The sequence below is a fragment of the Proteiniphilum sp. UBA1028 genome (assembly GCF_002316955.1).
Taxonomy (GTDB): Bacteria; Bacteroidota; Bacteroidia; order Bacteroidales; family Dysgonomonadaceae; genus Proteiniphilum.
Genome location: NZ_DCEN01000052.1, coordinates 36,478 through 50,866, shown reverse-complemented (window position 1 = coordinate 50,866; position 14,389 = coordinate 36,478). Strand labels below are relative to the sequence as shown.

General features: G+C 47.9%; 11 protein-coding genes. 1 reads left to right on the top strand and 10 read right to left on the bottom strand.

What is annotated here, in order from left to right; all coding sequences use genetic code 11:
• From B3Z75_RS09890 to B3Z75_RS09850, 9 genes are all read right to left on the bottom strand, one after another.
• Positions 1-2,063 (bottom strand): efflux RND transporter permease subunit (locus B3Z75_RS09890; RefSeq protein WP_294070995.1); only part of this gene is annotated, 2,063 nt, incomplete at its 3' end.
• Positions 2,064-2,196: 133 nt separating this feature from the next.
• Entirely contained in the window at positions 2,197-2,661 is a 465-nt protein-coding gene (locus B3Z75_RS09885; RefSeq protein WP_294070992.1) for a hypothetical protein, read from the bottom strand.
• Positions 2,662-2,770: 109 nt separating this feature from the next.
• Positions 2,771-3,370, bottom strand: a complete 600-nt coding sequence (locus B3Z75_RS09880; RefSeq protein WP_294070989.1) for a SagB/ThcOx family dehydrogenase — start codon at positions 3,368-3,370, stop codon at positions 2,771-2,773.
• 57 nt (positions 3,371-3,427) lie between these two features.
• A complete protein-coding gene (locus B3Z75_RS09875; protein ID WP_294070986.1) occupies positions 3,428-4,606 on the bottom strand; it encodes a TolC family protein in 1,179 nt (392 codons plus the stop codon).
• Positions 4,607-4,659: 53 nt separating this feature from the next.
• The gene (locus B3Z75_RS09870; RefSeq protein WP_294070983.1) at positions 4,660-6,228 is read right to left on the bottom strand and encodes a 4Fe-4S binding protein; all 1,569 of its coding nucleotides are present in this window, start codon (positions 6,226-6,228) and stop codon (positions 4,660-4,662) included.
• A gap of 115 nt (positions 6,229-6,343) precedes the next feature.
• Positions 6,344-7,285 (bottom strand): DUF362 domain-containing protein, encoded by a 942-nt coding sequence (locus B3Z75_RS09865; RefSeq protein WP_294070980.1) that lies wholly within the window; start codon positions 7,283-7,285, stop codon positions 6,344-6,346.
• 108 nt (positions 7,286-7,393) lie between these two features.
• On the bottom strand, positions 7,394-9,295 hold the full coding sequence (locus B3Z75_RS09860) for a TonB-dependent receptor plug domain-containing protein (RefSeq protein ID WP_294070977.1): 1,902 nt from the start codon (positions 9,293-9,295) through the stop codon (positions 7,394-7,396).
• Positions 9,292-9,693, bottom strand: a complete 402-nt coding sequence (locus B3Z75_RS09855; protein WP_294071007.1) for a phosphoribosyltransferase — start codon at positions 9,691-9,693, stop codon at positions 9,292-9,294. Before B3Z75_RS09855 ends, B3Z75_RS09860 begins: the two co-directional genes overlap by 4 nt.
• A 2-nt stretch (positions 9,694-9,695) precedes the next feature.
• Positions 9,696-10,205: an ECF transporter S component gene (locus B3Z75_RS09850; RefSeq protein WP_294070974.1), complete on the bottom strand. Its 510-nt coding sequence runs from the start codon at positions 10,203-10,205 to the stop codon at positions 9,696-9,698.
• A 260-nt stretch (positions 10,206-10,465) separates the two neighbouring features.
• Between B3Z75_RS09850 and crcB the strand changes: the two genes are divergently transcribed.
• Entirely contained in the window at positions 10,466-10,846 is a 381-nt protein-coding gene (gene crcB / locus B3Z75_RS09845; protein ID WP_294070971.1) for a fluoride efflux transporter CrcB, read from the top strand.
• Between the two features lie 140 nt (positions 10,847-10,986).
• Here the strand turns inward: crcB and B3Z75_RS09840 are convergent, their stop codons facing one another.
• Positions 10,987-14,370: a family 16 glycoside hydrolase gene (locus B3Z75_RS09840; protein WP_294070968.1), complete on the bottom strand. Its 3,384-nt coding sequence runs from the start codon at positions 14,368-14,370 to the stop codon at positions 10,987-10,989.
• Positions 14,371-14,389 lie beyond the last annotated feature (19 nt).

The window sequence follows — 14,389 nt, the reverse complement described above, 5'->3', positions numbered from 1 at the left end:
CGGAACGATTTCCAGCCTACTGTCTCAAAACCTTTGGCCACAAACCCAAAAAGCGAATCGAAGCCAAACCAGATCGTCACACCCAAAAGTAACGTGAATGCGGGGAGGATCATAAACTTCCAGCGATTGGCCAGACACCAGCGGATCAGGAATTCGTAATTTGAAATCAGGGTCTCAAAAAAGGCCAGGATCAGCGCAATGCTGACAATCACGACAATGAAATTCACGACAAAGCCGCTGTGAGGACCAACGGGCATCCATTTCGAGGTAAGCAGATAGAGGGCAGCCAGAACGGCAATTGCCGCACTGATATAGGTGGTTGTCTTGGGATTTTTCCACTTGTAGGCAAGCAGGTTGGTGAATCCGAAGAGAGAAATGAAAAGCACCAGGAATGTGCCCGAGAAAGCATACCACACGATGCCGCCCGCAATAAGCAGAACATTGAATACCCTCTTCACTTTCTTTGAAGAGAAACCGATTGAAAAAACGTAATAGGCCAGGGTGGGTACTACGGTCATACCCAATACCAGTGCGCTCACCAGCGTGATGGTTTTCGTGTAGGCCAATGGTTTGAAAAGTTTGCCCTCCTGTGCCTCCAGGAAGAAGACGGGGATAAAACTGACGATGGTGGTCAGCATGGCCACAATGGTGGGTACCGACACCTCGCTGACACTCCTGTAAATCAGGTTAACAAAATCCTGACCTTTCGTGATCTCCTTGTTTGCCGGTTTCTCCATATGCTGAATAATGTTTTCCACAAACACCACGCCGATGTCCACCATTACGCCTACGGCAATGGCAATGCCGGACAGGGCGACAATGTTGGCATCGATCTGCAGGAGACGCATGACAATAAAAGTGAGCAATACCGTCAGGGGCAATAACCCGGATACAATCAGCGAGGCTTTGAGGCTCATGAGAATGACAATGATCACGATGACGCTGATCAGGATCTCGTGCGACAAGTCCTCCTGCAGGGTGCCGATGGTCTCCTGGATCAGTCCGGAGCGGTCGTAGAACGGAACTACCGTCACTTTGGTCACGGTGCCGTCGGGCAGGGTCTTCTGCGGGAGGCCCGACTCCATTTCGTCGATCTTTGCTTTCACGTTATTGATCACATGAAGCGGGTTGGAGCCGTAACGGGCTACCACCACGCCGCCCACGGCTTCCACTCCTTCCTTGTCGAGCCCTCCGCGTCGGGTTGCGGGTCCCAGGGTGACAAAGGCCACATCCTTTATTTTTACCGGCACGCCATTCCGGACGGTTATTACCGCTTCTTCAAGGTCAGACACATGCCTGATGTATCCCAGCCCGCGGACCAGGTACTCCACCTTATTGATCTCGGCCGTTTCGGCGCCAATGTCAAGATTGCTCTTCTGTACGGCGTTCATCACATCCATGATGGTGGTGTCGTAGGCCCGGAGAGCATCGGGATTCACCTCCACCTGGTACTCCTTCACAAAACCTCCGATGGTGGCAACTTCTGCCACTCCCTCTGCCGAGGAGAGTGTATACTTGGCATAAAAATCCTGTACTGTCCTCAACTCGTCGGGGTCCCACCCTCCGGTAGGTTCACCGGTCTCGGGGTTTCGTCCTTCGAGGGTATACCAGAATATCTGTCCCAGGGCGGTTGCATTAGGTCCGAGAGAGGGCTGTACGCCGTCGGGCAGCGTGCCAGGCGGGAGGGAGTTGAGTTTCTCCAGGATACGGGATCGGCTCCAGTAAAATTCGATATCTTCTTCAAAGATGATGTAGATAAACGACATCCCGAACATGGACGTGCTTCGGATAGTTTTCACACCCGGGATACCCAGCAGCGAAGTGGTCAACGGGTAGGTAATCTGCTCCTGAATATCTTTAGGAGAACGGCCCATCCACTCGGTAGCAACGATCTGCTGGTTGTCACCCAGGTCAGGGATGGCATCTACCGGTATGGGGTCGCGTGGCAGCAGACTGTGCCAGTTAAATGGCGCCGTGGAGATTCCCCATACAATGATGACGATGAGTAACAGAATTGTAAAAAACCTGTTATTCAAAAAATATTGAATGACTTTATTAAGCATGTTGAATGATTTGATTTATAAATTACAGACGAAAAATAGCATTACCTGCCTTTACAACTAAGAAGTTATTCTTCTCGCAAAAACTGGTGATAAGCGGCTTAAGGAAAGAACAGGTCAGCAAACCTGTAAAAAATCAAATACGGTAGATGCAGATAAAAGTAAGCAGGTCAGTTGTGATTCTGCTCAGACCGACAGGTGGAAACAGCTGCCGGAGATGAAGAGAAGTATCGGAAATAACGGGTTGCAGCAGTGAGGTGATCGTTGCCCAAGCCGCGTAAGTTAACGGTGTCGGAAGTTGGGTAGATTGTTGCGCAACATCGTGACTGAAATCGTCCGTGGAGATTTCCAGGGTTTGGAAATCACAGCAGTCTTCGTGAAAAACATCGACTCTGGAGGATGCGTTTGTGGCTGATTGCCTCTGTCTGGCGGAGATCTCTTGTGGGGCCTGCATTGGCATTTCGCAACAAGAACCACTCTCGGATTCTTCGTGAAAAGATACCGAAAAAAGGGTGCCCCCGCAAAGATGCAGCGACAATACCGGCTGAATACCGGTTAGCAGCATGATCGTTGTTAGCAGTATGGCGACTCCTCTTTTCATATATGATTCTATCCGAATATTTGCAATAAGAGTGCAAATATAATAAAGTCATAACAATTATATCTCATAATTGTTTCAAAAAAAGCCCTCGCCATGTTGAGTGGACGGGTTAGTCGGGAACCCCGACGGTTTGCGTGAGCAATACTTCCTGACGGGTGCTCAGATTGAGTAGCTTGCCGATTTTCTCTTTGTCGAAAGAGCCACGCACGACAGACCCCAGTCCCGCAGAGGCGCAATAGAGATAGACATTCTGTGACACAAAACCACAGTCGGTGTAGGCATATTGCCTGCCCGAAGCTTTTTCCATATCGGAGACGAATATCAGATTGAGGGCCGCCTGCGCTACAAAATCCTGTACGCCCGTCTCAGCACGATAATCACCTTTCTTCACCTCTTTCAGCAAATGTTTCCGGGCGTCGTAATAATAGAGGCCGCTCTGCATGGCCACATACAGCTCCAGCTCCTGCCGGTTGTTTGCCGTAGGTGCTGTACGTTTATCATCCCGGTTAAATCCGTTAGCCGCCCATAACAGGTCAGACAGCTGTTGAAGGGTCAGCGCTTTGTTTTGATAGGAGCGAGTTGATTTCCGTTCGTTCAATGCCTGCATCAATGGCTTCCCTCCCGTTCTGTCAGGAGTGGGCAACTGTATGTCCTGCGCAAGAAGTGAACAGGCCATAAGAAAGAATGACGATAATACGATGAATTTCATACCTGTATGATTTAAATGTACTCTACTGTGTAAGCTTATCCGAATAAATTTATCAATTTATAACTCAATGGCTGTCAATTCCGCCACCGAGAGGGCATAATCGCGTTCCAATTCCAACATGCTGTTCAATGCATCATAGTAATATTCTGCTTCGTGCAAGTAATCCAACAGGGAGAACTCGCCTGTATCGAGTGCTTTTCTAAGAAGTGGTTCATTGCTGTAGGAAGAAAGTGCATCGCGATACTTCAGCGCCAAATCCCGTAAGCTGACCGATTTATTGAATAAGCTTTGCAGCCTGTTGTAAAACTGAATCTTGTTGTCTTCCAGTGCCGACTCGGACGAAAGCACATCCGCTTTCGCTTCTTTGACTCTATTCCTGTTCTCCCAAAGTGGGATGGATATGCCGATAACCACACCTTGTAATTTTTCGCCCAGAATTCTTTCGGAGGCATACCCGGCACTTAATTTAGGGAGACTCAATGACCGGCTGAGTTTTACCTGCTGTTTGCTGATGTCGACCTGTTTGCTGAGATACTGCAAGGCCGGACTTTTGGATTCTGCTACTGCATACCATTCGTTAAAGTTTGAGGGAAGAGGTGTAAACGGAATTTCTGTCTCGTTGAATTGAATCTCTTTGCCTCCGTTCAGAGCCTTTAAATCGTTCAAAAGTGATTTCCGTTCGATATCAATTTTTTCTTTCTCGTTCACGCAGGCAATGAAATTCAAATAGACTTTGTTTTTCTCTATGGCATCGACCTCGCCCAGTTCAAACTTCTTCTGGTAGGAGTCGACAATGGTCCGGATACTCTCCACCCTTCTGTTGTAGTCTTTTGACAACGCATTGAGGTAAGCCAGTTGAATGGCAATCTGCCTGGTGCGCAACAGCACATTGATTCGTTCAGAACGGTACAGCCCATCGAGGTTCTCATTTTTTAGATTTGCAACCTTGTTACGATATCCGTAAGCAGTGGGGAAGTCAAATGACTGACTGATCCCAAAATCTTTCTGGTTGCCTATTTCCGTTGGCGTACCCCACAGGTAGCCAAACTCTACCTCCGGATCGGGTAAGTAGTTACCGGTTTTATTTCCAATTTTTTGCGCTTCGATCTCTTTTTGCAACGCCTGCAACGACGTGTTGTTTTTTTCTACTTCCTGCAATATCCTTTCTATTCCACTTTGAGCAGCTACAGGGGTGAGAACGCACAGTGAAAGCAGAACAATCAATATCTTCTTCATAAAGTAATTTTATTTATTCACCGCCGGCCTTTGAGAGTTCGAATGGATTGATCTCAGAACCCAAAATCATCAATGACAATTTCCTCAACCTCTTCCTTTTCAATTTTTACGATGTTCTGCTCCGTCAATCCTTCCACGTAAATAGCTTTATAAGGGATGGCCGGGCAGACATATTCGCATCCGCCGCAACCGACACAGATAGAAGTGTCGGTTTCAGGTATCGTCAATGAGCCTTTATAGGGAACCATATGAACTGCCTGGGTGGGACAATGTTCAGAACAGGCTCCGCAGCTTGTTTCATCGTAATATACAATGCAGTTTTCGACGATGAACTGCACCTTTCCCATCTGTGTATGGTTCTTTTCTTCTTTCGTCAATGGCTGAATGGCTCCACTGGGGCACACTTCTCCGCAGATGGTACAATCGTAATTGCAAAATCCACGATCAAAATAAAGTTTGGGTTGCATGATTCCCCCCAGTCCATATTCCATAAAAGCCGGTTTGATCACGTGACTCGGACACTTGCTTACGCAGAGATGACAGGAGATGCATTTCTCCCGCAAATGATTGAAGGATACTGCCCCCGGAGGAGCGATAGGGGTCTGTCTTTTTGGCTCTTTTTTCTGAATCAGACCATTGGATACTTCCTGCGCGATGAGATTTCCAGCGGCTAAACCGGTGACCAGCGATGCCGACAGAAAGCGGCGCTTGGAAGCGTCCACCGGCTTCACTAAATTCTCCGCTTTTTCCTCTTTCGCATAACTGAATATCGGCACAGCGGCAGCCGGTCTTTGTTTACCCGGTAGGGTAAATCTGTATTTCATGGCATCACGGTGGCAGCTTTCTATACAGTTGAAGCACGTAACACAACGGCTGTAATCGATCTGTTTGTTTTTGGAATCGATGCACGATGCTTTGCATTTCATGGCGCACAGACCACACGTGTTGCATTTTTCGTCCACAAACCGAATTTTAAACAGGGAGTATTTGCTCAGAAAGCCGAGCGTGGTGCCTACCGGGCAAACAGTATTACAATAAGTCCTGCCGTTGCGCCATGCCAGGTAACCGATCACCCCGAGCGTAATCAGGGCAGTAGCGGATGAAAAAAGGCTCAGCGTATAGATGCTTACCTTGTAAAACGTGTAATTATCGAAATGGGTGAATATGGCTTCCAATAGGTTGTTTCCAGCCAGATAGGCCGGACGCAGGAGGTGTGTGGCCATTCTCCCGTATGCTCCATAGGGGTCAAGGAGCCCCACCAGAAAGGCGAATCCAAAAATAAATGCCAAAATTGTGGCTGCTAGTATACTCCAACGCAGAATGCTTTTCGCCTTGCTGTAGTTATATTTTTTTTTAGGAGTAATTTTTTTGGAAAGCCACGCTACCAGATCCTGATAAATGCCCATTGGACAGATGGAGGAACAGTAGACCCGGCCAAAAAGCAAGGTAAGCACCCCCAGGGATACAAGCACCAGGACGTTGACTGCCAGCAGGGCGGGTATAAACTGTATCTCGGCCAGAAAACTAAAACTTTCCGGGAGAAAATCCCTGAAGTCGAGAAAATATAAGGTAATGAGTGTGAACAGGACCACAGAAAGGACCACACGTGTCTTTTTTAACATAGAGATTTTTTTTCGGTCAGTTTGCCAAACAGACAAGTATAGAGGTGTGTATCTATAACATGCTGGTCGGTAGTGGATAAGATATTATAAATTGGGATTCTATAATAGGTGAAAACTATATACGAACCCTTTTGATATTCAGTTTGTCGAGATCCATGGTGCCGAGTCCCAATTCCTGTGCTTTGGTAATGTGCGATACCTTTTCAATCGGCATTTCGCGGGCCTGATTAAAGAAATTGGCGGCGGCAGTGTCCGCGGCAACGATGTCCTGCGATATGAACAAACCCTTCGATAGTACCACGTCAGAGAGTGATTTGCCTCTGGGACCACTCGTCTTCATCAACCTGTAGGCATCAACCACATTCAGGACGGGGCGTTTGGCATAGGTGCATACATCAGCGATGCATTGCTGGAGATCATTGGCATGGAAAAACCCCCTGTCCCATACTATCCCCATATAATTCTTCATGGAGATCGTCAGCTGTGCACCTCCATGATTTTTCAGAATAGGGACGTTGATCCATTTGTCGCTGTCCACAATGGCTTGGTGTATTTTTGCACTCTTCAGGTTTTTCCCTTTGGGTATCGAAACCGTTTTGTAGTAGGACTCCTGATGTGCGGGTACCACTTTTGCTCCTGCCTTCTTCGCGGCTTCTTCTATGCCGCTGTTGCTGTACGATTTGCGCCAGTCGTCGCAGGTGTGATCAAAGACGGTTACTTCCGATGCACCGGCGTCGAAGCATTGTTTGATAATTTCCGCGATCAGCTTGGGATTGGTGTTGGCTGCCATTTCCACCGGTTGATCCCATCCGATGTTGGGTTTCACACATACTTTGTCGCCCTTGCTGATGAAGTTTTTCATTCCTCCCATCTCTGCGATCGCTTTGCGGAACATGGCTTCGGGTTCACCACCCATCACAGCTACCAGGTCATATTTGGCAGCAGCATGGCTGGTTTCAAATGACTGGGTCAGTATGCTCATTGCATCTGCTTCTTTCATCGTCGTGATGGCTGCTCCTGTGAGGGCTATTGCACGTAAGAAATTTCGTCTGTCCATAATAAAGTTTATTTTGATGTTCCAGTGATTCGTTCTGTCATTCTCAAAAATATTGAAATGTACCTCTGTTGGGATAGTTTGTCCTGAACAGAGAGTTTGTGTACCCGATTAAATATTTACCTGCATGCCTCCGAAAACGGTGATACCGGGCATGGGGTAGCCATTGTTGATCTCATAATCCTGATCAAGCAGGTTCTCACCTCGCAGAAGCAGGTTCAGCCAGTCAAACATGCGAAAGTGGACACGGATGTTCCAGAGCAGAAAATGCTCTTCCCGGATTTCAGGATTCAAGCTTGTGCATAAATTACCCGCGTACTGCAGACCTGAGGAGAACATCCATTTTCCTTTTGTATAATTCCCGCTCGCATACATCTTATGCTCGGGGGCAGCCAGAATCTTACGGGTCATATTCAGATAGCTGTAATTTGCAGAGAAACGCAGGTTGTGAGTTGCCTGCCAGGTGGTGTTTAATTCAATGCCCTTGTTTTTTACTTCTCCGCTGTTTTCCCATTTGCCTACACCGGGTTGAGTCTGTTGTATCATGTTGTCCCCTTCTACATAGAAAAGGTTTACTCCCAGGCTTACCTGATTGTTGAACAATGTTTGCAGGTAAGATAGTTCGTAGTTCCACAGCCGTTCTGGCTTCAGGTCTGCATTTTGTGGCGGGAACATATACAATTCCCGAATGGTAGGATTCCGAAATCCCTTGCTTACAATTGCTTTCAGTACAGTCGATGGTGAAGGATTGAAACTGAGTCCCAGTTGCGGAATCCATTCCGCGCCATTGATCTCGTGATAATCCAGCCTTATTCCTCCGTTGAAAGTCAGTTTATTACCTGGAAGCGACTGTTGCAGATTCAAATAAGCCGCACTATTATTCAAATGTACATCGGCCAGCTCTACATTATCTGTCTCGTCTGGAAACTTGTTCCAGGCCTTACCGCCAAACCGTTGGAGGTCAAATCCGGCAGTTGTTTTGTTTCCCTCGATGAAGGCGTACGACTGGTAGGCTGAAAATCCAAGCATTTGGTCATCTGAACGAAAGCGATGCAGGGGAGGTTGCACAGGTTGGGAAGAAGGTGTGAAGGCCGGGTAGCCATCGTTTATCTTGTGTGAGCCAAAGTTGTAAAAGAATTTCACAGCTCCCGAAGTAACGCCGTATTCGTTTTCCACGGCAGCAGAGGCTACTCCACGCAAAATAGCAGCATCGTTGTCGATCATCGGTTGGGAGATTGGTCCCGGGTTGGATGACTGGGTGTGGGAGATATTCAAATCTGCAAAACTTTTCCAGTTGCGGGAAATATCGTAGCCTGCCTTTGCATAGCCGTTCCACTGATCGAAATTCATGTTTTCCCGTTGGCCGTCGGAACGGTTATAACTGATGTTGCCGATGAGTTGCAGTCCCTCTTTTCTCCATCCGTTCGTTACTTCAGCACTCAATGTCTGATAACTTCCATACATGATTCGGGCAGATTGTTGTAGTCCCTCTTGTATCTGTTTTTTTGTGATGATATTGATCACGCCTCCCATGGCATTCGATCCGTAAAGAACCGATGCAGGGCCACGAACCACTTCTACTCGTTCCGTCATCATCGACTGGTAACTGTCGGCAAGCGGGTGTCCCATTAACCCCATGTACTGCGGGTGACCGTCAATCAGCACGAGCACTCCCGACGTAGGAGCGCCGCCGATACCACGGATGCTCATCCCTCCAGCTGCCCCGTTAGCCACACCATAGCCCATTACACCCCTCTGTGTAATGAATAGGCCCGGCACCTCTTCAGTAAGCAAGGGGAGGAGAGAGGGTTGCATACGCTCGTCTATCAGCAAACCCGAAATTACCGAAATACTCATGGGTAGGTTGCGCAGGTTCACCTTTGGCATGGTGCCTGTGACAATTACCTCATCCAGACGAACGGTATCGTTTCTTTCTGCAGGTTGTCTGTTTTCGGCCAACAGCGCGATTGCGGTCAGTAGACACAGAGTCAGAAATAGAGTGCGTTTGTTCATATTATCCAGGGGAATCTGAAACAGGCTTCGTCGTACAGTGAGTAATCGGCCGTGCCGTTCACTGCAAATGTTTTAATTTGCCTGGCGTCTTGTAAAAGATCGATGGCGAATTGCACCGTCGCTCCTGTTTTAATGCGATCTTCCACCAGAAGGATGGTCTTGTTCCGGAAGTCGAAGTCGATGGGTGCCACCAGTTGTGGCATGTCGTATTTCGGTTTCTGGGCGGGATCGCGTAAATTTATTTTTAATAGTTGAATATCGATGTTAAGCCGCTGATTGATGATTGCCGCGGGGATAATTCCTCCGTTGGCGATGGCGACAATCATGTCGAAGGTTTCGTGGAACGTGGTCTCACGAAACCGCTGCATGACCTCCTCAAAAGATTTACCTTTCGTCATCATTATTTTTTGGCAAGAGCTTTCAGGACCAGATACCCCCCTGCAAGCTGGATAGCCATTCCCGGGAGACCCAGACGGAAGTCCTGAATGGCAATTGCAAAGTTTTGCGTTATGCCCCACTCAATACCGGTTCCAATTACCTGATAGGCCAGGATGGAGAGTAAAATACCCACCAACGACACTTTCCCAAAATGCTTTGCGGCCATTGCAGCAGCAACAGCCAGGATAGCCGATTTAATAATGATGGCAGGCAATACTGCTACAGGAGGCATGCCGAAAAGCAGGCTGTTTGCCAGGGGAGAGAGGACTGCCGTGAGCAGACCCACGTGGATCCCATATTTATAGGCAGCAATCAGCGTGAAGAAATAAATTGGCAGGAAAATAAATCCTCCCTGCGGTACAAGGTGTGCCAGTTGCGGTAATAACAGGTTGCCGGCAATAAATATCGCTGCAAACAGATAAGTCTTCGTGTTACTGAGGTTTAAAGAGTACAATTTGGCTGTTGTTGACATAGTAGATTGGATTTTTATGTTGTTGTATTTTGATTTCCTGTGCATGCATTTAACATAGCTTACAAAACTATGCATAAAATATCGTATTTTGCAGGAACAACCTGTTATTTTTTATTTAAAAAATGAAAAACCGTTGCCGGGAATGTATTATAGCAATCATTTTAACAGAAGTGGAAGGAAGATAGCCTTGCGGGTATACCTTTCTGTTTCCCCGTTTCTCCATAATTATCCATATCTTTGCCACAAAAAATCCGCACGCTATGTGGAAAGATTTGCTCTTCGTGGGTATCGGAGGTGGTGTTGGCAGCATGCTTAGATTTGTCACTTCCCGGCTTGCATCCCGTTATATACACCATGAATGGTTGTTTGTGGGTACCTTTATCGCCAATATTGCAGGATGCCTGCTGATTGGCTTGTTTTCAGGATGGATCTTCGCGCATCATCCCGGGAGTCAGTCTTTCCGTCTGCTGATGATTGTCGGTTTTTGTGGCGGTTACACCACTTTTTCAACCTTTGCCTTTGAGAATCTGCGGTTGATGGAAATGAACCAATGGGGTCTCTTTGTACTCTACTCCTCCGCGAGTATTGTTTTAGGTCTCCTCGCTGTATGGGCAGGTTTAAGGCTGGGACACCAACTGTAAACGAAAGAGGGTGTACCACAAATGTGATTTCACCCTCTTGTTTGTTTATTTATTCTGGTATTGGAGAAATGCACCAAATATTTAGTCCTTAGAGACCGGTTTTCATTTTGATACGGCCTCCATATGCAAACACAACGGTTTTATAATTCTCTGATCCGGATATTTCTGAACATTACTTTCGATCCATGTCCGAGAAATCCGATGTGTCCGGTCTTGTTGAGGAGCCCGGGATGATCCCGTTGATCTACTGTTCCGTTTTTGGATGCCTCACGGATGTTCCCGTCGAGGATGGTTGTACCGTTCAGAATCACTTTGATATGGTCGCCGTCCGCAATAACTTCCTGGTAGTTCCATTCACCGGTGGGTTTCAGAAAGCCCCTCTTTGCGGGAATCACGCCGTAAACCGATCCGTGATACTGATAAACCTGAAGTTTCTCGTATACCGGTGCATCGTTATCCAATATCTGGAGCTCCATGCCCACGTAGGCGGCATCACCCTCAAGCGGGGTGCGGATACCCAGTCCGTTGTTGGCACCCGGTGTGAGCATAAACTCGAAACGGAACACAAAGTTATCGAACTGCTCGCGGGTATACAGGTTGCCGCCGGAGCCCTTGCTGGGGTGCAGCACAATCAGACCGCTTTCTACTGCATAGTCTTTCTTGTTGCCCGTCCACTGATCGAGGCTGCTGCCGTCGAAGAGGATGCGGAAACCCTCATTTTCTTCTTCTGCAGAAAGCTCAAAAGGTTCCGGACGGGGAAGCTCCTTTAGAAAGATGTCTCTGTACGCCACTTTGCTGCCGTGTGCCTGCAGTTCGATCTGTTCAACCGGGAAGATGGGCTGACTTCTGTCCCAGTAGTTTTCGAGAATCACGTTGTCGGCCACCAGCTCACCATTCAGCCACACCGATACCCTTTCGCCGACCATGCGGATGCGGAATGTATTCCATTCACCTACTTTCTGATCGGCCACCATCAGCGGCTTGCTGGGGTTCTGCGTGTTGTTGTATAACCCACCGGAGCCAACCTGGGCACCCACGTTTACCCGGGCAGTATCCCAGATCTGTACCTGCGGCGTTCCGCGGAGATAAATTCCTGCATCGGGCTCAGGGCCGGGGTAGAGCTTCCAGTCGACCAGCATTTCGAAGTCGCCGTACTGTTTATCGGTACAAAGGTTATTTCCTTTCCCGGTGAAAAGGAGTTCTCCGTTCTCCACAATCCAGCTTTCCTCTGCCTCCTGATCTGCTTTTTTCTGCGCTGCAGCCAGTTCCCGCAGACTCATTCTCGTCCGTTTGATGGGATTTTCCACCAATCCTTTCCACCCCTCCAGGTTCCTACCGTTAAAGAGGGAGACAAATCCTTCTTCGCCGGCATTTTCTGTCAGGTACTTATTGATGGACTGACGCTGGTAATCGGCATCGGGGTTGCTGAGTGTCTTGCTTACCTTGTTCAGGATGGCAGTTGTTTCCGCGCCTGCAAAGGCCGGATTGTTGATGGCAATGTTCATGGCTGCCTGAGCAGCAGCCTCCTTTAGTGAGGGCTGATCCAAGAACAGTGCCACGAAAAGCATTGCCTGATACTGCCCCGTATTTCCCAAAAGTTTCAGTATCTCGTTTTTCTGCTTGTCTTTTTGGGCAAACTGCATCGTTTCCCGCAGATAGAGATATTTGACTGTGCCGGTTTCACCCGATTTGGCAATGGTTGAAATCAATGCATCGGTCACTTTCTCCAGCTCCAGGTTGTTTTTGCTCTGCCGGGCAATATCCAGAAGGGGGTAGATCACATGAAACGATTTCCATGCGGTGAGCGCAAGAAAAGCTGCATTCTTTTCAGCTCCCGCTGACGAAGCATATGTTTTGGTGATAACGTCAATTGCTTTTTGTGATCCGCTGTTAACCAGTGCGGTGTAGTACAGATACTTGCTGGTGGATTTTTCCATCCTTTCCGATACCAACTTTAGCTGTTGCTCTGCCGGCAGGTAGTTTAATGCCGCGTTGACAGCTTGTTGAAGATCCGGGACAAAGGCCGGGTCAGACTGCTCCAGGAGGGTAAACAGATCGGGCAAATTGTTATCTGTGACGATGTCTTTCAACGCGATGGCAGCGGCGGATTTTACAACCGCGTTGTCGCCGGACATTTGGTTGTAGACAAGATGATACTGACTTCTCATCTTGCGAAGGGAGATGAGTTCCAAAATAGCTTTTTTACCCAAATCCCCGCAGTTGTCAAAGACAGACGCAAGAGGGTGGGAGATGTCGCCCCTGAAAGTCGATAATGCATCTTTCGCCAGTGCCACGGTTGCCTCGTTGTTGCTTTTCAGCAAACCTGTCAGGGCAGAAAGCGACTCGTCGCCACCCGTTTTCGCCAGAGAGAGTGCTGCCGCCTTTTGTACCATCTCATCGGACGAGTGAATATGACGCGCTATGAGTGTTGCCGAACCCTCCACATCGTGGTTTGCCAGCCAATAGATGAGTGCTGTTTGTACCTGCGGAGATTGATTTACAGAAAGTGATTTTTGAATCAGGCGGACCGACTTCTTATCTTTTTGAAATGGATACACATTCAGTATCCCGGAAAGATAAGCGAGGTCCCCATCTTTAAGGGCACTCTTCAGTAAGGCCTCTTTTTTTGTGGCCGGCTGCGCCAGAAGTAGTTCCGATGCAACAATCCTCAGATCTTGTGCATTCTGCTTCGATGCAACAGACAATAACTTCCTGGCCTCTTTATTCACCAGTTTTGGGTCGGATGCATTCAGCCGTGTTAGCAAAGTAAGATATGATGCAGTCGCGTTGTTCCTGCTATACGAGAAATTTGTCTTTGCTGCCTCATTCCGTAATGCATTGAGCGACTCTTTTGTGCCAGTTTGGGCAAGAGCATTCAGGAGCACTTTTTGCAATTTCTCCGAGGTGCTTTTTCCGAAAAGATTCAACAATTTGGGTTCTGCTGCAGCGTGGTCTGTCTGGGCAATGGCATTTGCCAGATTCAACAGGATGGGGTCGGAATCCGTAGTTTTTATTGCATCCAGTAGTGATGCATGCGCTTTGTCCGTCCCAATGCTTACCAAAGCTTGTGAGGCCGGGTCTGAGAGCTGTATATCGGTAAGGAAACCGGATAAAATGTCCACGTTGTCGTCCGTGGCAATGGTTCTGAGCTGACGGATCACAAATGCTTTTATCTCTTTATCCAGCGGTTGTTTCAATGCTTTTTCAAAAGCATTAGCGGCAACAGAGCGTTTTTCAGGATCGTTTGCCACAAAATGTGTCCATCCGCTAATGGCATATTCCGTGGCTTCGTTACTTTTGTTCCCGGGAGGGTTCATCCTGCCGATTAGATCGAGCAAACCTTCTTCTCCGGTAGAGGCCAGGTCTGCAATCGTTTGGTTGTATTTTTGAGGTGTTTCGGCCGGTAGTTGTGCCAACACATCGGCCACAATGGTGGCTTTTGTCCTGCCTGCCGGCATTTGAGCCTGCACTCCGCCAGCAATCAGCAGGCCGAGACAGATGAAAAAAAGGTGTATATGTTTCATACGGTTATTTATTATCATA